General features: G+C 44.8%; 20 protein-coding genes. 8 read left to right on the forward strand and 12 right to left on the reverse strand.

Going from position 1 to position 21572, the window contains the following annotated elements; all coding sequences use genetic code 11:
• Positions 1-39: 39 nt before the first annotated feature.
• Entirely contained in the window at positions 40-720 is a 681-nt protein-coding gene (locus tag U0033_RS22030; protein ID WP_072362748.1) for a ComF family protein, read from the reverse strand.
• 7 nt (positions 721-727) lie between these two features.
• Positions 728-2095, reverse strand: coding sequence for a DNA repair protein RadA (gene radA / locus U0033_RS22035; protein ID WP_072362749.1), 1368 nt, complete (start codon positions 2093-2095; stop codon positions 728-730).
• A gap of 583 nt (positions 2096-2678) precedes the next feature.
• On the opposite strand from radA, the gene U0033_RS22040 reads away from it, so the two are divergent.
• The 6 genes from U0033_RS22040 to pyrH all read left to right on the forward strand — a co-directional run bounded on the left by U0033_RS22040 (position 2679) and on the right by pyrH (position 7460).
• Entirely contained in the window at positions 2679-3368 is a 690-nt protein-coding gene (locus U0033_RS22040) for a zinc metallopeptidase (protein ID WP_072362750.1), read from the forward strand.
• Between the two features lie 299 nt (positions 3369-3667).
• On the forward strand, positions 3668-4111 hold the full coding sequence (gene rplM / locus U0033_RS22045; RefSeq protein WP_072362751.1) for a 50S ribosomal protein L13: 444 nt from the start codon (positions 3668-3670) through the stop codon (positions 4109-4111).
• A gap of 14 nt (positions 4112-4125) precedes the next feature.
• Positions 4126-4515, forward strand: a complete 390-nt coding sequence (gene rpsI, locus U0033_RS22050; RefSeq protein WP_072362752.1) for a 30S ribosomal protein S9 — start codon at positions 4126-4128, stop codon at positions 4513-4515.
• Between the two features lie 77 nt (positions 4516-4592).
• Positions 4593-5603, forward strand: coding sequence for a 30S ribosomal protein S2 (gene rpsB / locus U0033_RS22055; RefSeq protein ID WP_072362753.1), 1011 nt, complete (start codon positions 4593-4595; stop codon positions 5601-5603).
• A gap of 133 nt (positions 5604-5736) precedes the next feature.
• Positions 5737-6564, forward strand: a complete 828-nt coding sequence (gene tsf, locus U0033_RS22060) for a translation elongation factor Ts (protein WP_072362754.1) — start codon at positions 5737-5739, stop codon at positions 6562-6564.
• 182 nt (positions 6565-6746) lie between these two features.
• Complete coding sequence (pyrH, locus tag U0033_RS22065) at positions 6747-7460, forward strand: UMP kinase (RefSeq protein ID WP_072362755.1); 714 nt, start codon at positions 6747-6749, stop codon at positions 7458-7460.
• A 45-nt stretch (positions 7461-7505) separates the two neighbouring features.
• On the opposite strand, the gene U0033_RS22070 is transcribed toward pyrH, so the two are convergent.
• Positions 7506-8591: a DUF3298 and DUF4163 domain-containing protein gene (locus U0033_RS22070; protein ID WP_072362756.1), complete on the reverse strand. Its 1086-nt coding sequence runs from the start codon at positions 8589-8591 to the stop codon at positions 7506-7508.
• A 119-nt stretch (positions 8592-8710) separates the two neighbouring features.
• On the opposite strand from U0033_RS22070, the gene pdxH reads away from it, so the two are divergent.
• Positions 8711-9355 (forward strand): pyridoxamine 5'-phosphate oxidase, encoded by a 645-nt coding sequence (pdxH, locus tag U0033_RS22075; protein ID WP_072362757.1) that lies wholly within the window; start codon positions 8711-8713, stop codon positions 9353-9355.
• Between the two features lie 51 nt (positions 9356-9406).
• Here the strand turns inward: pdxH and U0033_RS22080 are convergent, their stop codons facing one another.
• From U0033_RS22080 to U0033_RS22105, 6 genes are all read right to left on the reverse strand, one after another.
• Positions 9407-9535, reverse strand: a complete 129-nt coding sequence (locus tag U0033_RS22080) for a 30S ribosomal protein THX (protein WP_072362758.1) — start codon at positions 9533-9535, stop codon at positions 9407-9409.
• A 361-nt stretch (positions 9536-9896) separates the two neighbouring features.
• Positions 9897-10166 (reverse strand): HU family DNA-binding protein, encoded by a 270-nt coding sequence (locus U0033_RS22085; protein ID WP_012788562.1) that lies wholly within the window; start codon positions 10164-10166, stop codon positions 9897-9899.
• A gap of 306 nt (positions 10167-10472) precedes the next feature.
• Positions 10473-10775: a DUF4286 family protein gene (locus U0033_RS22090; RefSeq protein WP_072362759.1), complete on the reverse strand. Its 303-nt coding sequence runs from the start codon at positions 10773-10775 to the stop codon at positions 10473-10475.
• Positions 10776-10790: 15 nt separating this feature from the next.
• On the reverse strand, positions 10791-11555 hold the full coding sequence (locus U0033_RS22095) for an exodeoxyribonuclease III (protein WP_072362760.1): 765 nt from the start codon (positions 11553-11555) through the stop codon (positions 10791-10793).
• A 71-nt stretch (positions 11556-11626) separates the two neighbouring features.
• Positions 11627-14377 (reverse strand): methionine synthase, encoded by a 2751-nt coding sequence (gene metH / locus U0033_RS22100; RefSeq protein ID WP_072362761.1) that lies wholly within the window; start codon positions 14375-14377, stop codon positions 11627-11629.
• 32 nt (positions 14378-14409) lie between these two features.
• Positions 14410-15426 (reverse strand): homocysteine S-methyltransferase family protein, encoded by a 1017-nt coding sequence (locus U0033_RS22105; protein ID WP_072362949.1) that lies wholly within the window; start codon positions 15424-15426, stop codon positions 14410-14412.
• Between the two features lie 271 nt (positions 15427-15697).
• Here U0033_RS22105 and U0033_RS22110 point away from each other — a divergent pair, with 271 nt between their 5' ends.
• Entirely contained in the window at positions 15698-15898 is a 201-nt protein-coding gene (locus U0033_RS22110; RefSeq protein ID WP_072362762.1) for a hypothetical protein, read from the forward strand.
• A 114-nt stretch (positions 15899-16012) separates the two neighbouring features.
• Here the strand turns inward: U0033_RS22110 and recR are convergent, their stop codons facing one another.
• From recR to U0033_RS22125, 3 genes are all read right to left on the reverse strand, one after another.
• Positions 16013-16630: a recombination mediator RecR gene (recR, locus tag U0033_RS22115; RefSeq protein WP_072362763.1), complete on the reverse strand. Its 618-nt coding sequence runs from the start codon at positions 16628-16630 to the stop codon at positions 16013-16015.
• Between the two features lie 48 nt (positions 16631-16678).
• The gene (locus U0033_RS22120) at positions 16679-18184 is read right to left on the reverse strand and encodes an Ig-like domain-containing protein (protein ID WP_177318635.1); all 1506 of its coding nucleotides are present in this window, start codon (positions 18182-18184) and stop codon (positions 16679-16681) included.
• A 203-nt stretch (positions 18185-18387) separates the two neighbouring features.
• Complete coding sequence (locus U0033_RS22125) at positions 18388-21546, reverse strand: ATP-dependent helicase (protein WP_072362765.1); 3159 nt, start codon at positions 21544-21546, stop codon at positions 18388-18390.
• Positions 21547-21572 lie beyond the last annotated feature (26 nt).

A 21572-nucleotide genomic window follows, 5' to 3' on the forward strand; every position in this document is an offset into this window, starting at 1 on the left:
GTTTGTAATGAAATTATAGAATTAATTACACATTCAGCGTTAATGGTGTGCATATGCCAGTGAACAAATGCTGAACGGAATATTTGCCTGTTGAAAGAGCTTTCCGCATGCCTCAGTGGTAGCGCCTGTAGTGATCACATCATCTATTAATAATACGTGTTCTCCTTTCAATAATTCAGGTTGCTCCAATTTGAAAGCATGTTGTACATTTTGCCAGCGAAGTACTCTGCCTTTGCGGGTTTGAGAGCTGGTGAAGCTGGTTCTTTTAAGTGCATGTGCAAACACTGGTTTTCCTGTTATGGCAGCGATGCCAGCTGATAGTAAAGCGGATTGATTATAGCCACGGAATTTCTCCCTCTTTTTAGTAATAGGTACTGGTACTATACAGGTAATTTCATGTATCCAGCTGGTTTGTGCAAGGATCTTTCCTATTTGCTTTCCCATGTAGATGCTTAGTTTCCTCTTGTGCCGGTACTTTATTTTATGTACCAGTTTACGCAGCATAGAAGCCTGTGAAAAATAGTAAGCAGCGATTGCATGTTGTACGGGTACTCTTCCGTAGAATAGTTTTTCGACAGGGTTTTCTGTATAGTGCTGAAAGCCGGTGCGTGGCAATTGTATCATACATTGATGACACAGGAATGCCTCTGTTGGTGTGAGTGTGGTACCACAACTCTCACATACATGGGGAAAACAAAGATGGAGTAATGCTGTAAGCATGTAGTGATTAGAATAATCTGCTGTATACTTCGTCAACGCGGCCTACGGGAATCACTTCAATATTGAATTTACTGAAGTCGGCTCCTTTTTTATTATACCGGCTCACGAAGATCTTTTCGAAACCAAGTTTTTCTGCTTCTGCGATGCGTTGTTCAATACGGTTGACTGCGCGTATTTCTCCACTCAGGCCTACTTCACCGGCAAAGCAGATTTTGTTGGCAATAGCAATGTCTTCATAAGAAGATAGTAGTGCGCAGAGCACAGCGAGATCGATAGCCGGATCTTCTGCGCGGATGCCACCGGCGATATTGAGGAATACATCTTTGACGCCGAAGTGGAAGCCTCCTCTTTTTTCAAGAACGGCGAGTAGTAATTGCAGGCGACGCAGATCGAAGCCGGTTACAGTACGTTGTGGTGTACCATAGACTGACTGTGTAACGAGTGCCTGTACTTCGATGAGCATAGGCCGCATTCCTTCCATGGTAGAGGCGATGGCAACACCACTCAGCAGATCTTCGCGCTGGGAGATGAGAATTTCTGAGGGGTTGGTAACTTGTCTTAAGCCAATGCCGGTCATTTCATAAATACCCAGTTCTGCGGTGGAGCCAAAGCGGTTTTTGATGGTACGTAATATGCGGTAAGCATAATGCTGATCACCTTCAAATTGTAATACGGTATCCACCATGTGTTCCAGTATTTTGGGGCCGGCGATGGAGCCATCTTTAGTGATATGACCGATAAGGAATACGGGAACATGACTTTCTTTTGCGAAGCGTTGCATTTCGGCGGCAGTTTCTCTGATCTGAGATACGGAGCCTGGTGCGGATTCGATAAAAGGGGATTGCAATGTTTGTATAGAATCGATCACGACTAGTTGTGGGCGGAGTTTTTTAATCTCCTGAAAGATGGTCTGGGTATTAGTTTCCGTGAGCAGGTAGAACTGATCGTTGGTAGCCTGCAGGCGGTCTGCGCGCATCTTTACCTGGGAGGCGCTTTCTTCTCCGCTTACATATAATGTAGTAATGTTTTTAAGGTGCAAAGCATTTTGCAGGAAGAGTGTGCTCTTACCGATTCCTGGTTCACCGCCTACGAGAACGAGTGATCCGGGAACAATACCGCCACCGAGTACACGGTTTAGTTCTACATCCGGAGTGAGTAGTCTTTCTTCTTCAACTGCGCTTACTTCGCTGAGGTTCACAATGTTATTTCGACCATTCTCTTTTTCTTGCTGCCAGCTTTGATTGCGTAGTGGAACATCTTTCTGAATTTTTTCTTCGACAAATGTATTCCATTGATTACAGGAAGGACATTTACCTGTCCACTTAGCTGATTCATATCCACAATTCTGACAGAAGAATGCTGATTTTATTTTCATGTAGCAAAGGTGATAAAAGCACTAAAAAAATGAGCAGTGCTATCGATAAAAAAGTTAAAAAAGGGAAAAATTGGGGTGGGAAAAAAATGGCTTAAAAAGAAAAGAGCCAACAGAAGATTCTGCTGACTCTTTCTACTTACTAACCCATTAAATTCAGGTCTAAATTACTAAATGGCTTCAGAATAAAAAAGTTTATTTAATCGATGTGAATAACTTTTGAGGACTTTTTGTAATGTGACAGATCGGCTCCCACAGCCCATTTCAGGGCTTCCTGGTATTTAATTATACTTTCATTGAAAGGGCGTAAAAGGTTGATAAATAGGATTGATAACGCCCAAAAATATATATGAAAAAAGGATCATAAAGTGCTTATTTATATCTGTCATATAGTCCGGTTTGGCAATAAAAAAAACGTAAAATAAGACACAATGACAGTGTTAAATTTCTGTTTGTCAGGTGGGGAAGGGGTCGGGAGGGCAGTTTCTTAAGGAAATCATAAATCATTTTGAAAGGATGGTTTTGGAGGGGAATTTGATCTTAGTTAGGGGTAATTTTATAAAGAAAATAAACACTTGTTCTATTTATGACACCTGGAATGTTGATAGTATCACTGATTTTTGTTGGGATCAGTATGCTGGTGAGTTACCGCTTACAGGGGAAATTCAGGGAATACAGCAGGATACCTACCTCATCCGGCCTAACCGGGAAGCAGATAGCACAGAAGATGTTGAATGACAATGGAATATACGATGTGCAGGTGATATCTGTGGAGGGGTTTCTGACGGACCATTATGACCCTGCCAACAAAACAGTGAATTTAAGTCCGGAGGTATATTCCGGAGCAAATGTAGCGGCCGCGGCGGTCGCTGCACATGAGTGCGGGCATGCGATTCAGCATCAAAAGTCTTATGCATGGCTGGGATTAAGGTCCAGGCTGGTGCCCTTGGTGCAATTTAGTTCGCAGTGGCTGCAGTTTGTACTGATGATAGGGGTATTTACCTTGTATTGGACTTCAGCCCCTTTATTGATTGGGATTATATTATTTAGTCTGACAACGGTATTTGCGCTGGTGACATTGCCGGTAGAGTTCGATGCATCCCGCAGGGCATTGATCTGGCTGGACAATACGAATGTGATGAGGGTGCAGGAGCATGACAAGGCGAAGGATGCCCTTTGGTGGGCGGCTATGACCTATGTAGTAGCGGCGGTAGCCTCTGTGGTTACGCTGGTACAGTATATCTTTTTATTCCTGGGCGCAAGAGACAGGGATTAATAAGCAAATACTTTGTCATAATTAAGGACCGGAAGTAAGAGACTGCTTCCGGTCTTTCTGTTTATAATATTTACCCTATATATGTTCTTGTTTGATAAACAGGGTAAAAACAGCCCGATTTATTATTCCACCAGGTATGTTAATAAGTATGAGTCAAAATTTTTATTGAAAATCAATACATTGTGAGGGTGTCTTGTAAAAAATGTCTTAAAATGTATGGTTATTCAAAGTATGTGAATTAACTTCGCACTCCCAAATTGTGTGGGATCATATTTCAAGCGTAAATTTTATTTACTATAATGAATACTTTAAGCTTCAAGACTAAATCTGCCAACGACGCAACAGTAGTGCGTGACTGGCATATTGTAGACGCTACCAACCTGACATTAGGTAGGATGAGCGCGAAGATTGCGTCCATTTTAAGAGGTAAGAACAAGCCTTACTACACTCCCCACACTGATTGTGGAGATTTCGTAATCATCATCAATGCTGAAAAGATCCAGTTGACTGGTAATAAATGGAATGACAAGGAATATCTGCACTATACTGGTTATCCAGGTGGTCAGAAAGCTGAGACAGCTAAGGAGCTGATCCGTCGTCGTCCTGAAGTGGTGATTGAGAGAGCTGTTAAGGGCATGCTGCCTAAGAACCGTCTGGGACGTGCTATGTACAAAAAACTGTTTGTATATGCCGGCGCTGAGCATCCACATGCTGCGCAGAAACCTAAATCCTTAACTTTCTAATTTTTCTCTGATACATGGAAAAGCAAAAAAATACTATTGGTCGTCGTAAGGAAGCCGTGGCTCGCGTGTATATCAGCAAGGGCACTGGTGTAGTTACAATCAACGACAAAGACTATAAAGAATATTTCGCGCTGGTTTACCTGCAGAATCAGGTAGAACTGCCGTTGAAAACTATCGACGCTCTGGATAAATTTGATATAAAGGTAAATGCTGCTGGTGGTGGTATCAAGGGTCAGGCAGAAGCCGTGAAGCTGGGTATTGCGCGCGGACTGTGTGAAGTGAACATTGAGTTCCGTCCTGCACTGAAAGCGGCTGGATTACTGAAACGTGATCCTAGAGGCGTTGAACGTAAGAAACCAGGTAAAGCTAAAGCTAGAAGAAGCTTCCAGTTCTCTAAACGCTAATCGTGATGAATGCGTGGTGGTAGTATATACCCTTCGCAGATTATTAACATTGACCTTTTATAACAGAGTATAATAACATGGAAAATAATACCTCATTACAGCAGCAGTTACTGGAGGCAGGTGTGCACTTCGGTCACCTGAAGAAGAAATGGAATCCAAAGATGCTGCCTTATATTTTCGCAGAAAAGAAAGGTATTCACATCATAGATCTGAACAAAACCGTTGAAGGATTACAGGACGCTGCGGCTGCACTGAAATCTATCGCAAAGAGCGGTAAGAAGATCATGTTCGTTGCAACAAAAAAGCAAGCTAAAGAAATCGTAGCAGAAGCGGCTAAGCGTGTAAACATGCCTTACGTGACTGAAAGATGGTTAGGTGGTATGCTGACCAACTTCACCACTATCCGTAAGAGTGTGAAGAAAATGCAGAGCATCGAGAAAATGCTGACTGATGGTACTTTCGATAGCATCACTAAGAAAGAGCGTCTGACCTTAACACGTGATAAGGAGAAAATGGAGAAAGTACTGGGTGGTATCGCTCAGCTGGCTCGTGTTCCTGCAGCGCTGTTCCTGGTTGACATCAGCCATGAGCACATTGCACTGGCAGAAGCTCGTCGCCTGGGTATCTCCACCTTTGGTATGGTAGATACTAACTCCGATCCTACCAAGGTAGATTTCGCAGTACCAGCGAACGATGATGCTACTAAATCTATCGCAATCGTTACTAACTATATCGCTGCAGCTATTGCAGAAGGTCTGGCTGAAAGAGCTAACGAGAAAACTGACGACGTAGTTGAAGAGGAAGAAGAAGACAGCAAAGCGCTGAAATTCGAACTCGAAGGTGGTGATGATCGTGGTGGTGAAAGAGGTCGTAAGCCAGGTGGTCGTGGCCCAGGTGGTCCTGGTGGCAACAATAACCGCCCAGGTGGTGGTGGCGGCAACCGTCCAGGCGGTGGCGGCGGCAATCGTCCTGGTGGCGGTGGTAACCGTCCAGGTGGCGGTGGTGGTAACCGTCCAGGCGGCGGTGGCGGCGGACAGCGTCGTCCAGCAGGTTCTGGTGGTAGCAGACCAGGTGGTGGCGGAAGATAATTCTGTTCATGACTAAATAGATCAATTGCGAACCGTGGACAGCTTACCTGATCTGTGGTTCGCAATTGGTCATATAAACCGGACAAGTAGCAAAATTCATATAAAATTAATACTCTTAAACTCATTATAAGTTATGGCAGCAACAATTACAGCAGCTGATGTGAACAAACTGCGTCAGCAAACAGGTGCAGGTATGATGGATTGCAGAAAGGCGCTGGTAGAAAGCGATGGCGATTTTGAACAGGCAGTAGATTATCTGCGTAAAAAAGGCCAGAAAGTAGCCGCTTTACGTTCTGACCGTGAAACTAAAGAAGGTGTTATCATTGCTAAGACTGCTGCTGATGGCAAGACTGGTGTGGTAGTAGCACTGGGTTGCGAAACTGACTTCGTGGCTAAGAATGAAGATTTCATCAAGTTTGCTCAGTCTCTGGTAGACCTGGCCCTGACTTCCGGTGTTAACACTGTAGAAGAACTGGGTGCTGCTACACTGGATGGCGCAACTGTAAATGATAAAGTAAATGACCAGGTAGCTAAGATCGGTGAAAAGATCACCCTGGCACGTTTTGAAAAAATCAGCGCTGCTTCTGTAACCGCTTATATCCACGGTAACTACCGCATGGGTGTACTGGTAGGCTTCTCTGACGCCGTAGCTGAAGAAGTAGGTAAAGACGTAGCTATGCAGATCGCCGCTATGAACCCAATTGCAGTTGATGCAGCTGGTGTTTCTGAAGATCTGATCGCTCGTGAGAAAGCGATCGCGCTGGAGCAAATCGCTGCTGAAGGTAAAACCGGCGACATGGCTGAGAAAATCGCTATGGGTAAGGTTAACAAATTCTTCAAAGACAATACCCTGTTACAGCAGGCATTTGTAAAAGATAATAATAAGTCTGTTGGTGATTATCTGAAGTCTGTAAATGCAGGCCTGAAGGTAACAGGATTCAGCAGAATCGCATTGGGATAATATAATCCCGGTCAGAAAAGGAGAGAAGTTTTTCTCTCCTTTTTTTTGTGCCTAATGAAAATTATGTAGTGTCAACAAGGGGGGCAAACCTGGCCCGAAAATTCCGCGTTCCGCATTTTTTGTATCTTAGGGGCGCAGTAACCGATAACTAACTTCAATTAATATATTATTCTTCAATAGTCATGTTGCCAAAGTACAAGCGTATTTTACTGAAACTAAGCGGTGAATCCCTCATGGGGGAAGGTAATTACGGGATTGATCACAGAGTGATCTCCCAGTATGCATATGATATTAAAGCTGCTACTGATCTGGGCGTGCAGGTTGCGGTCGTGATTGGTGGTGGTAATATCTATCGCGGTATGAACGAGAAAGAGACGGGTATTGAGCGTGCTCAGGGCGACTATATGGGGATGCTGGCGACAGTTATTAATGGTATGGCCATGCAGAGTGGTCTGGAAAAGGTAGGTTTATACACCCGCCTGCAATCAGCTATCAAAATGGAGCAGATCGCAGAACCTTATATCCGCCGTCGTGCTATCCGTCACCTTGAAAAAGGCCGTGTTGTGATCTTTGGTGCCGGTACCGGTAACCCTTATTTCACAACTGATACTGCCGCTTCTCTCCGTGCTATCGAGATCCAGGCAGACGTGATCCTGAAAGGAACCCGTGTAGATGGTATCTATACCGCCGATCCCGAGAAAGATCCAACCGCTACAAGGTATGAATCCATTACATTCTCAGAGGTGTATCAGAAATCACTGAATGTGATGGATATGACCGCCTTTACACTGTGTCAGGAGAATAAACTTCCGATCATTGTGTTCGACATGAACCGCCCGGGAAATTTGCTCCAGGTGATCATGGGAAAGAATGTGGGAACACTGGTAAAAGGATAAACTTATTTCAAAACGGGGAATTGCTTAGCAATTCCCCGTTTTACTTTATTTCAGATACGCTTTGAGCTCCGTAAAAGGTAGGAACAAAGTGATCTGCCCCATTGCATATGGCCCAATCTCATAGGGCGTGTAGCAGAAAGCAACCCCTTTGCCGGTAATTAAAAAATTCTCATTTACCGGAATCTGATCCACCAATAACTGGTCTTTCAGCGTATTTTCTTCACTTACCCAGAAGACCCTTCTGTAAGCTTTTTCCAGCAATGCCGGTAATGCGGCTTTATAGCCCGGTTTAAACAGGTCATCGGTCGTTAATACTTTCTTCTTCTTAAGATCCAAAACCTTGTATATGGAGCCGTAATTGCCATGTGCACCCCCTGTATACTCATAGGAGAATGATTCAATGCACAAATAAGGGTAATGGTTATACACTACCCTCATATCGGCATCGGCAGACCAGCTGGCCATAGCAGGAATTTCCTGAGTAGTATCGATATCTTTTTCCGTGGTTTTGTAAGTAACCAGGAAGGAATCTATATCTCTTCTGAGATAGCGGACAGGGTTGTCTATTGCAGGATTGCCGGTAACCGCGGTGCGGATAAATGACTGTGTTTCTTCATCCAGGGTGGGTGCCGGCCAGATAACAGCGTTGGTGGCTACTGCTACCGGAGTAGCCGGATTACCAGGCAGTAGTTTGGCAGAATCTTCTCCATAATATACACTCAGGGGAGTGGCATCTTTCATATCCGGGCTGAGGGTGTACTCATAAGTAGTACCCTTTCCTCTCCATTTGCCTTTATATACACCTGCACTATCAAGTATACCCGTAAAGAAGCGTTCTTCTTTTTCGTCCGTACTCTCATATAAAACTAACATATTGTTCTGGTCGAGGTTTCCCCAGATGGCGATCGGTTCGCCGATATCATCGTACATATAATATCCCCGATACATGTCAGGGGTGGATTTGGTCACTTCCATGGTAATATTCTTACCTGCCAGTGAACCTTTGAGCTGTACATAGAAATAAGGTGTGGTCTTGAAATTGGGGAGACTCACGGCGGTCTGTTTAGAATGCCTGTCGCCACATGACACCAGTAAAATAGCTGAAATAGTAATCAGGAGTAAGGTTCTCATGCCTTAAAATTAATAATTATTCATATTCTTTTTGTCGGGTTGGATGCTGATGACAATCAAGCATTTTAGGGCTTTGTTGCCCGGGGCTTCCTGTATCTTTGGCAGTAAATTATTGGCCCATGTTAAACAAGAAAGTAGCTGACCTGCGCAAGGATTATACACTTGCAGAACTGGACGAAAGCGAAGTAGCCCAGGATCCTATTCAGCAATTTGAAAAATGGTGGAATGAAGCCCTTAGCGGAGAGATTGACGAAGCCAATGCGATGACGCTGGCGACCAGTACTTCTGCAGGGATTCCTACAACCCGCATTGTATTGCTGAAGAGTTTTGATAAGGATGGTTTTGTGTTCTTTACCAATTATGATAGTCGTAAAGGCCATGAAATGGCGGCTAATCCCAATGTATCCCTGTTGTTCTTCTGGAAAGAGCTGCAAAGGCAGGTGCGCATAGACGGGATAGTATCCAAGGTGGATGCGGCTATGAGTACAGAGTATTACAACAGCCGTCCGATAGGCAGCCGTATTGGTGCCATAGCGTCTCCGCAGAGCAAAGTAATTCCGAACAGAAGTTTCCTGGAAGAGAAGGTGAAATCAGTGACTAAGCAATATGAGGCAAATACGCCTGAGCGGCCGGAAAACTGGGGTGGATATATTGTGAAGCCGGTAGCGGTTGAGTTTTGGCAGGGGCGTGGTAGCCGACTCCATGACCGTATCCAGTACAGTCAGGAAGGAAGTAGCTGGAAGATAGAGCGTTTGGCTCCCTGATAAAATTATAAGAGGCTGATCATGTTTAGGTGCTCAGCCTCTTGAATAATTTTAAGCTTGTTTTGCAGCAGCCTTTGCAGCTTTAACAGCAGCAGCTTTCGCAGGCTTAGCAGGTCTTGATTTTCCGAAAGAACCACTGAAAATCTTACCTTTTTTGGTTTTGATATCACCTCTACCCATTGTTAGACAGTTTGATTGTTTATTATTAATTGGTGCAAATTACAGAAAAAAGGAAAATACCGCAAACTGAGGAGGTCCGGAGGCGTTTATATTTAGGATTGTAAGGGCAATGAGCTTTGCTCAAAAGCTTACAGGTGAATGGTTTCTGTTGTGGAGAAAAAGAGGAATTGATTGAACTGCAGGAGGGAGATTGGGCGGATTTAGTCGAAGAAGCATCGAACAAGCGTCAAAGAATCGTCAAAGAATAGTCGAACAAGCATCAAACAAGCATCGAACAAAAGGTGAACCTGATGCGGACTTACATAAATGAAAAAAGCAAGAAACAGTAACGTTCCTTGCTTGAATAAGGTAAGCTAACAGATTAAAGCTTGTCGGACAGAGCCTTACCAGCTTTGAATTTAGCAACTTTCTTAGCTTTGATCTTGATGATCTGGCCAGTCTGTGGGTTTCTACCGTTACGAGCAGCACGTTTAGAAACAGAGAAAGTACCGAAACCTACTAAGGTTACTTTACCACCCTTCTTCAGGGTATCAGCAACTGCCTTAGTGAAAGAATCCAGTGCTTCGTTAGCTTGGGTTTTAGTGATACCGGCATCTTTTGCCAGTTTGTCGATTAATTCGGCTTTGTTCATAGCTAGTAAGTTTAACTAGTGAATTAAAATGTTTGATGTGAGCAAATATAGCGCGTTTTATCAGATTACCAAATTTTTTGCATCTTTTTTAGCCAAATTTTTATCGGCTGAAAAGGGCTACAGGTAACGGTTACAGCTGATTCGCTCATGATATGGATGTATGAGCGAAACAGGAGTTAATTGCTGAAACCCGCTGCTAGTGGCAATTTGCTACTGGTTTTATTATTAACGTCAGAGTGTTCCAAGTATTGTACCAAACTCACAATCCCCTATAAACAGTGGATTTCCTGTGGATAAGTTTAGATGTTATACTACCTGCATCACGGTCCTGAAAGCCACAAACTGGCTGCCAAACAGGTCATAAGCCCTTTTTTGAAGCACCGGCGCATATTCGTCAATGTAAGTCTGGTAGTTCTCCTGCGTATCTGCAAAGAATTGTACGGAGTAGGTGAGACCATCTTCCTCATCCTGTTCCAACAGTCTGCACATGCGGTAATCGTGGAATAAACCGGTATTCATTATTGCTGGTATCTGGTCTTCTTTCATCCATTGCAGCCATCTGTCGTTGATAGGATGCGATACCATCGTGGTTATGTTAAATATAATCATAGTTGGAAATCCTTGTTAGTGGCTCAATTGCAGGTATATTGGGCAGTGATCGGAGTGCTTTACATCCGGGTAAATCTTAGCCTCTTTGAGCTTATCCTGCAGGGAAGCGGTGACACTGATATAATCTATACGCCAGCCCTTATTATTATTGCGTGAATTAGCACGAACACTCCACCAGCTATAATGATGCGGATCCGGGCAGAAATGCCGGAAGGTATCCACAAAACCGCTTTCAAACAGTTTATCCAGCCATGCCCGTTCTTCAGGCAAAAAGCCACTGCTTTTTTTGTTGCCCACAGGGTCGTGAATATCGATTGGCTTGTGAACAATATTATAGTCTCCACATACTATTATATTAGGTCTTGTAGCTTTGAGTGTATTCAAATAACCAAAGAATTCATCCAGCCATTGGTATTTATAGGTCTGTCTTTCCTCTCCGCTGGTGCCGGATGGAATATATGTGTTAACGAGTGTCAGATCCCCAAAATCGAGGCGTATAACCCTTCCTTCAGCATCACTCTGCATATAACCATTGCCATATTCCACATGATCAGGTTTTATTTTGGTGAGGACCGCTACACCGCTGTACCCTTTCTTTTGTGCAGGATACCAGTAGTGTTCATAGCCAAGCTCGTCAAACTTTTGAAAGTCTACATTGTCTTTGTGCGCTTTGATTTCCTGTAGACAGATGATATCGGCGGGGTCGGTTTTGAGCCATTCTGTGAAGCCTTTGGTCATGGCAGAACGAAGCCCGTTTACATTGTACGATATGATTCTCATACTGTAAATATACGAATGCCGGTGATTGCAGCGCAACCACCGGCATTCAGCTAAAAATTATAACGTAATTTTTACATGTCGTATTCTAGTACCGGTCTAAGCCATTTCTCTGCTTCCTCTACAGTCCAGCCTTTGCGCGCTGCATAGTCGATCACCTGGTCTTTTTCAATCTTGCCTATACCGAAGTATTTGGCTGCAGGGTTGGCGAAATACCAGCCACTCACACTTGCAGCAGGATACATAGCCAGTGATTCTGTAAGGGTGATACCTGTATTTTCAGTAGCATCCAGCATATCAAACATCTTGTATTTCTCTGTATGTTCAGGGCAGGCAGGATAGCCTGGTGCAGGGCGGATGCCGGCATATTCTTCTTTGATCAGATCTTCTTTGCTCAGGTGTTCTGCTGAAGCATATCCCCAGAATTCCTTTCTCACACGCTCGTGCATCAGTTCTGCGAAAGCTTCTACAAGCCTGTCTGCAAGAGCTTTCAGCATGATGCTGCTATAATCGTCATGGTCTGCCTGGAACTTCTCCAGCCAGCCTTCGATATTCCCACCCGTTGTTACTGCAAATGCACCCATGTAATCCTGTATACCTGTGTCAGAAGGGGCTATAAAGTCCGCCAGGGAAAGGTTTGGCTGACCCGGTGCTTTCTTGACCTGCTGACGTAAGCATTCCAGGTTTACGGTTCCCTGACCTGGTTTTGGCGACAATACAGTGATAGTATCATCAGCAGTTCTGCTGGCAGGGAAGAGGCCAATCACAGCATTGGCGGTGAGCCATTTTTCCTCTACTATGCGTTTCAGCATAGCTTTCGCATCTGCATACAGGCGGCTCGCTTCTACACCTACTACTTCGTCGGTCAGGATCTGCGGGAATTTACCATGCAGTTCCCATGAGATGAAGAATGGCTGCCAGTCAATATATTCAGCTATATCGGCCAGTTCATAATGCTTAAATACCTGTACACCCAATTGTTTAGGTACTACAGGATTGAATCCTGTCCAGTCGCTGATGGCCTTGTTCTGACGGGCTTCTTCAATTGGCAGGTATTGTTTCACCGGTTTTTTATTCCGGAAATTTTCATTGAGCTTGGTGTACTCTGCTGTTACTTCCTGCAGGAAGTTTTTCTTCAGGGCTTTGTTCAGCAGGTTACCAGTTACTGTTACGCTGCGGGATGCATCCAGTACGTGTACTACGCCATGTTCATATTCCGTTGCAATCTTTACAGCGGTATGGGTACGGGAGGTAGTAGCACCACCTATTAATAATGGTACTTCGAAGTGCTGGCGTTTCATCTCTCTGGCTACGTGTACCATTTCATCCAGGCTGGGGGTAATCAGGCCACTGAGACCAATGATGTCCACATCTTCCTGGCGGGCGGTTTGCAGGATCTTGTCTGCAGGCACCATTACGCCCATATCGATGATGTCGTAACCATTACACCCTAATACCACCCCCACAATGTTTTTACCGATATCATGTACATCACCTTTTACTGTAGCCAGCAAAATCTTACCGGCAGACCTGATCACACCACCGTTTTCTGCCACCAATCTGGCTTTTTCTTCCTCGATAAATGGTGTCAGTACAGCCACGGATTTCTTCATCACACGGGCACTTTTTACTACCTGTGGCAGGAACATTTTACCACTGCCGAACAGGTCGCCGACTATGTTCATACCATCCATGAGCGGACCTTCGATCACATCCAGCGGACGGGGATATTTTTGCCTGGCTTCTTCTGTATCGGCTTCGATATAATCGGTAATACCGTTTACCAGGGCGTGACTCAGTCTTTGTTCTACAGAGGCGTGGCGCCAGGTTTCATCTTTTTCAATCACCTTACCTTTTGCCTTTACCGTTTCGGCGAAAGCGATGAGGCGTTCCGTTGCATCTTCACGGCGATTCAGGATGGCATCGTCACAGAGCTCACGCAGCTGTGGTTCGATCTCATCATAGATCTGGAGCATACCGGCATTCACGATACCCATGTTCATACCCGCTTTGATGGCGTAGTACAGGAATACGGAGTGCATGGCTTCGCGCACTACATCATTCCCTCTGAAAGAGAAGGAGATGTTACTCACACCACCGCTTATGCTGGTCAGCGGCATCAGTTCCTTGATCCGGCGGGTGGCGTTGATAAAGTCTACTGCATAGTTATTGTGTTCTTCGATACCCGTAGCAATCGCAAAGATGTTAGGGTCGAAGATGATATCCTGTGGATCGAAACCTACTACCTCTGTGAGGATCTTATAAGAGCGGTGGCAGAAATTTACTTTCTTATCTTCGGTATCAGCCTGTCCATATTCATCGAAAGCCATTACCACTACTGCCGCGCCGAAGCTCTTGCAGATGGTGGCATGTTCAATGAATTTCTCTTCACCTTCCTTGAGGGAGATAGAGTTCACGATACATTTACCCTGCAGGCATTTCAGACCTGCTTCAATAATGCTGAACTTACTGGAATCGATCATCACCGGGATTTTGGAGATATCCGGTTCTGCGGCAAGCAGGTTCAGGAAGGTGGTCATTGCCTGTTCACCATCCAGGAGGGCATCATCCATATTCACATCCAGTACCTGGGCCCCGTTTTCTACCTGCTGACGGGCTACGGAGAGTGCTTCTTCGTATTGTCCTTCCCTGATCAGACGGGCAAATTTCTTGGAACCGGTTACGTTGGTACGTTCACCGATATTGATGAAGTTGGTTTCTGGTCTTACTATCAGTGGTTCCAGGCCACTCAGGCGCAGGAATGGTTTGATGACAGTTTTCTCCTGTTCGGTATCAGCTTGCGCGGTATTGACTGTATCGCTCATTGGTAGCTATGGTAATTAGCGGATAAAATAAATTAAGCCAGTGTAGTTTCCTGTACTGGTAAAGGTCTTGGTGCAATCTTAGCTACGTGCTGTGCAATGTGCCGGATGTGATCCGGGGTGGTGCCACAGCAACCGCCTACGATGTTTACAAAACCTTCTTTGGCAAAGTCTTCGATGATGCATGCCGTATCATGCGGCGTTTCATCATATTCTCCGAATGCATTTGGCAGGCCGGCGTTAGGATAGCAGCTTACGTAGCAACCGGCTATCTGCGCCAGTTCTGCAACATGCGGACGCATCTGCTCACCACCCAATGCACAGTTTAAGCCAACAGAGAATGGTTTGGCATGCATGACGGAGATATAGAATGCTTCCAGTGTCTGACCGCTCAGGGTACGTCCGGAAGCATCGGTGATGGTGCCGGAAATCATGATGGGCAGCTCTGGTTGCTTGATATCCCTGAAGTACTTCTTGGCAGCAAAGATAGCAGCCTTGCTGTTTAGCGTATCGAAAATAGTTTCGATAAGCAGGATATCTACTCCTCCTTCATGTAAACCACGGATCTGCTCATAATAAGCAGTCACCACTTCATCAAAGGTAACGGAGCGGAAGCCCGGATTGTTCACGTCAGGAGAGAGGGAGAGTGTCTTATTCAGCGGACCGATCGCACCTGCAACAAAGCGGGGCTTATCGGGGTTTTTCGCTGTATAATCGCTGGCTGCTCTTTTTGCAATTTGTGCAGCAGCGATGTTCAGTTCAAAGGCCAAAGCCTGCATATCATAGTCCGCCATAGCGATGGTCGTACTACTAAAGGTGTTGGTTTCGATGATGTCGGCACCTGCTTCGAGATATTCTCTGTGTATGGCTTCGATGATCTGGGGCTGAGTCAGGTTGAGCAGGTCATTGTTGCCTTTTACATCCATGTGATAATCTTTAAAACGCTCGCCTCTATAATCTGCTTCTTCCAGCTTATAACGCTGGATCATGGTACCCATCGCACCATCTATTATCAGAATACGTTCTGCTGCACACTGGGATAATGACTTCATATCGATTATGCGTTTACTATTTTTCCGGAAAGACATACAAAGATACTTATTTATTGCCTCATTATATGAAATATCACCAGAGAAAGTACTGTTAGCAGAATTTTTTACTTTATTCAGGAAAAAGGGAGAAAATTTTGTTTGAAACTAAAAGTCTACTATATTTGTAGGGTAATACAACAATGGATCAAAATACCATCATCTGATTACTACCAGGGAATCCACCACTTTGCCCGCATAGTTAACAACCTGCTTAAACAAAAAATTTAAGACAATGAGCATTGCGAAGCATGTACATAGTTTACAGAAGCATTTAGCGCAATTTGGTTTATACCCGGTTCCTGAAGATGCAGAAAATGAAACTTCTGCTGTATTCAGGATCTGCTTTCTGAACAAGTATGAGATAGAGCGTTGGCGGGAGCTGCGCAGTGAGGAGGAAGGAGGCAGACAACAAAAAGACAAAGACCAGTCATAACTTTTTCATAACGTGGAATTACAGGTTAAACACACACGGGTGTTGTTGAGCACTCGTATCTTTTTTAAAAAACGCTGAAAGGCAGCTGCAGAACGCTGATACCTTCGGCGTTTTTTATTTCTGTACGTAACTTTCCAGTGGTAAACGGTTAGAGATGGATCTGGCCAGCGTCATTTCGTCCGCATATTCCAGTTCGCCGCCGAAGGCGATACCACGGGCGATGGTGGTGATCTTTACAGGAAATTCCTTCAGCTTTTTAGAGAGGTAATAAATGGTTGTATCCCCTTCGATTGTCGGGCTAAGCGCCATGATGATCTCTTCCACATCCTGTTGCTGCACCCTTTCTACCAGGGAATGTATATTCAGCTGGTCCGGACCAATACCATCAATAGGAGAGATGATGCCTCCCAGTACATGATACACACCATTGAACTGCTGGGTATTTTCGATAGCCATGACATCGCGGATGTTTTCCACGACACATACCAATGCTTTGTTGCGGGAAGGGCTGCTACAGATAGAGCAGATCTCTTCATCAGAGACGTTGTGACAGGTTTTGCAGAACTTGATCTGGTCACGCATGCGGGTGACTACTTCGCCGAAAAGCTTCACCTGGGCAGGATCTTGTTTGAGGAGATGTAATACCAGGCGGAGCGCTGTTTTCTTGCCGATACCTGGCAGCCGCGCAAATTCATTAACAGCATTTTCTATCAGAGCGGAGGAGAAGATCATGGTACAAAAATAATGATTTTTTCATGGGGGCTGTGTGCCCCCGGTTGCTTAGATCTGTAATTTGATCGGTACTCCCCAGTTGGCTTTGATGTTCTCCTTTTTGGGGAAGGTAACGACCCTTTCAGGCTGTTTTTTAGGAGTACCATAGTACACTCCACGATCCCAAACACCATTATTGTTATCATCCAGCAGGATCCTTATTTCATACTCAGCAGGCTGAATACGCTTCTGAATCCAGGCACCTTTCACGATCTTACCGGAATACTTTATCTCCTTATCTTTCACCAGTTGTGCTACAAAATGCATCGTGTCGCCACCTGCATTTTTCAGGCTATCGCTGAGTGTAAGGGTCAGCATGGCACTACCATAATCTGATTCTTTCTTAGCATTAAAAAGGATAGTATCTGCTTTTGATTGCTGCTGCCCGAGGGTATCGAGTACCGCCTCTTTTGGAATAGTGAGCCGGTAAGGCATACCTTCTTTCCAGGTGTATACCACATGCAATACTTTTCGGGTAGAGTCAAAGAAAGTCGTGAAAGGAACAGAATTGAAAGTAGTATCTTCTGTTAGCAGTATATGGGTGGTATCCAGTGTTTTTACAGGCGCACTGAAGTTTACGATCAGCGGCATGCCCAGATCCTGGCTACTCTTTTCTCCCAGGGTAGCTGATACCAGGATTCTCCTTTTCTTTTCTTTCTCCCTCTGCTCTTTGGTCTTTTTGTCTTCTTGTTCAGGAGGAGGTGGAGGGATATTTAATGCAGAAGTACTGTCAGGACCCCCTATTGCTTCAGGGCCGCCCCTGAGGGTGGAATCTTTTTCCAGGAAGGTGAGGAGCGGTACATCGTGCAGGTTCTCTTCACGCAGGTGCAGCAGGCTATCCTGGAAGGCGATCAGTTCTTTAGGATCGTTATATTGTAAGTCCTTGTTTTCTTCTTTGATGGCGAAGATCTTGTAATCGCCGGGAGCGAGGTTTTTGAACCAGAAGGAACCGTTACCTCTTGAGCGGGCATAGTATACCGGCTTTTCTTTGGAAACAACGGAGTCTTCCAGGTGGCGGTACAGCATAACAGATACGTTACTATCCGGCTTACCGTTTTCCGCATTGATAATGAAGCCTTTTATCTGGAGGGAGTCGAGGTAATCGCCGGTGGATACTACATATGCATAGTCCTGGATGGGATTATGCTCATTGATATCGCGGATAGCGTCAGAAAAGTTGAAAGTATAGGTCGTATTGGCATCCAGGGTATCCTTGATGATCATAGTAACCGTTCTCAACTTAGCTGTCACAGTGGGAGTACGCTTCAGGGTAGGGGATACGATCAGCTTTTCGAAGATGTTGTCCAGCTCTACGTATTCACTGAATTGCATCGTTACCTTGTGGGCTTTGAAGTGCAGGCTGGAATCTGCAGGGCTGGCACCAAGCAATACAGGGGCTAAAGTGTCTTTAGGACCTCCACTGGGCGGAACGATGTTCGCACAGCCGGGGAATAAAAGAATACTTGCTATTATAACTGTAAGCAGGGAAACCCAGCCACGGAAGTTCTGATTCATTTTTATCATATTATGCCAAAAACCGGGTCCAAAGATCAAATTTGAATCAGTAATATCCAAATATTGCCGGAGCGGATAGGATTGCAGTTCAATTTATACCAGGAATTGTATGGCCGGTGAGCTTTGCTCAGCGGGCTACAGTTAAGGTACTTCTCTTTGTAAGAAGCTTCAGGCTACAACATTAGCCCGGAGCACAGGAAATGTTAAAATTGTATTTCGCTTTCCTCTTCAAGGTCATGCAGGGCAATATGCAGCTTATGATCTTTCACAAAATTGCACCATACACACGCTTCTTTACCACATCCGGTATAGAAATCCTTGTTCTGTATTTTAGTCCAGGTATCCACGATCTGCTGGGTTACTGTTGCAATATCATCAGCAGTGATGAACACTTTTTCCTTGTGATAGATCTTTTGTCTGTTTGGCTCGATGAAGTCGAATTCAGTACTTGCCACCCGCCAGCTTTTAGAACGGTAGTTTTCCAGCAGGATCTTATAGAATACGGCTTGTCTCCAGTAGTCACCACCATTTGGATTTCTTTCATTAGGCCGGTCGAACTTTTTATAGTCTCTGATGGCCTTTTCGTAGTCACCGGTTTTGTAGTCCACTACGTTCACCTGCTTACCTTCAAATTCCAGTTTATCGACTTTTCCTTTAAGGGGAACGCCACTTACTACAATGTTCCGCACATTTCTTTCCACGCTTACGATCTTGTTCCAGGTGCCTATATAGGTATTGTAGTAGTTGGTCAGGATCTCTTTACCATACTCCTTTCTTCTTTCAAAAGATTCGCGGGCAAAGCATTCACGGTTACGGCGCATGCTCCATATGAAGTCTTTGATAAACTCTTCGCGGGTAGGGAAGGTGTTGTTGCCTGCCTCCTGCATTTTCTGGAAGAGTTTTTCCAGTGCATAGTGTACGGCAGAACCAAATTCTGTATTCTCAGAACGGCCTGTCGGGATGCGGACAAGATTTTTATAGAAAAAGCCCAGCGGGCAATCGAGGTAATTGTTGAGGGCCGTTACATTCATGGTAAAGCTGGCGAGCAGATTGTCGATAAACAACTGATCTGTGCGGGCAATTTCAGGAGCCAGGTTTTTGCTGTAATGGAGCGCTTCAAAAGCGAACATATCTTCTTCGGAGAGTGCTACTTTTTCATCTGGCAGCTGGTGTTCTTCCAGTATTTCTGCAATGAACATGCTGGGCTCCAAAGGCTTTCCATCCAGTCTGAATTCAGGATAACTGATATACAGGTATTTTTCTGCACGGGTGATGGCCACATAAAAGAGGCGGCGTAGTTCCTGTTCGTCTGTACTGGTGGATTGTGTGGCGAATACGGTATCCGGGAAGGAGAATCCACTGTTGCTTTTTTTCTTCTTTTCCCAGAGGTGTGAGTTGGTACCTGCCAGGAAAATATATTCAAATTCTAATCCTTTGGAACCATGTGCGGTGATCAGGTTAATCTCTTTTTCATTGCCGGAGACCTGTACCAGCGGAATAGGAATTTTATTCGCTTCCATGAGGTCTACCATTTCTACAAATGGAACGAGGCTAAGATCAGGGTTACGGCGGGTTTCTTCTTTGATGAAATCAAAGAGGGCCTGCAATATTTTCATGAGCCACATCTTCTCCGGGGAATCCATGATATGGGTAAGGATACCGCCTTTGCTGATGATGCTGGTAAAGAGTTGTTGCAGGGTGAGATTGTGTGCTTCCTTAATCCATCCTTCCATCATCTTACTCAGTTCCATCATGGCTAGTTCCGGTGCTTCGGTAAAGAGTGTAAGGCTACGGGTTGTCTGCCATTCCTGTAGGTATTGACGAATGGATGACTTTTCAGCATAACCTTTTTCTGCCACCCTGATACTCACTTTAGCAATTTCAACTGGTGGTATGTTGTAGAAATCAAAGTGCATGATCTTAAAGAGCAGGTCATCTCCACTATAAGGCGTATCCAGTTCTGCTGCGAGATATCGCAGGATGGTCAATACTTTGCGGGCAAACGGATTTTCAAAAAGGTTCACATTTCTTTTGGAATAGAATGGGAGACCTTTGAGGCGGAAGTATTGTGCTAACTCTTCACCAAAGCGGTTCTCACGATAGATCACTGCTATCTTGCCGGCGGGAACGCCTTTTTCCAGCAGCGCCACGATGGTATTTGTAATTCCGGCCATTTCATCGCGGGGCGTGTTGTAGCGCTGGATGACAGGTGTAATATTCAGGTGCATCAGCTTATCATTGCTGGCCTTTAGTTGTTTGCTAAGACCTGGCAGCTGATTTACAAGACGTGAGTCGCCGTTGTTGTCAATCAGGGTCATGGAAACATCCAGGATGTTCTGAACAGAACGATAGTTCTGCGTAAGCACGATGGTAAGCAGGGTTTCTGCAAAGCTACCGGCAAATTGCTCCATGTTTTCGATATTCGCCCCCTGGAAGCGGTAGATAGACTGGTCATCATCACCCACTACGAAAACGTTGGGTAGTTCCTCTCCATTGATCAGTTGCCGGATCAGTTTGTTCTGTGTACCACTTGTATCCTGGTATTCATCTACAAGTATATATTGAAAGCGTTCTTTGTAGTCAGCGAGGAGATTAGGGTTTTGTTCAAATGCCCTGATCACCCAGTTGATCATATCGTCAAAGTCGTAGCGATTCGCGGCATGCATCAGGGAATTGAACACGAGGAATTGCTCTACAGCAGCTTGCAGCCGGGCCATTTTCTCTACCTCAATTTCTATTATATCAGTCCGTATATCGCCTGGCTTAAAATTTTTGGTCGCTCTTTTGCAGATAAATTCATCACGGTTTGGCAGATCATCGATATAGACTTTGATAGCATCTTTGATGTAATCTACCGTCCAGCCTTCCCGCTTCATTGTAGAGAAGAGGTTGGAGAGATTGTTCATATCAAAGTATACATCACCACGATAACGTTTTAGTGGATTCTGTTTATCAAAACCGTCAATGAGTTTTTTGAGCAACTGTATTTTTTCCAGTTCTGATATAAGATCGAGGCTGTTCTTTTCAAAGTAGCCGAGGTTGTCCTGTATCACTTCGTTACAGAAGGAGTGGAAGGTATGAATATTAACACGGTAAGCATCGGGTCCGATGAAATCGGTGAGGCGCTTACGCATGGCCACGGTACCTGCATCAGTATAGGTAAGGCAGAGAATGTTCTGTGGCATAAAGTCTGTATCACGCAGAATCTTGCCTATCCGCGATGCGAGGATCTGCGTTTTGCCGGTTCCGGGGCCAGCTATTACCATCACAGGGCCTTCGGTATTGTCAACGGCTTCGCGCTGTTTTTCATTTAGCCGGTTATATACTTCCTCGAAACGTTGTTGATATTGATCTCCGGACATGACTATATTTGAAAATGGATTAGCAT

Origin of the sequence: Chitinophaga sancti, assembly GCF_034424315.1 — a bacterium.
GTDB lineage: Bacteria > Bacteroidota > Bacteroidia > Chitinophagales > Chitinophagaceae > Chitinophaga > Chitinophaga sancti.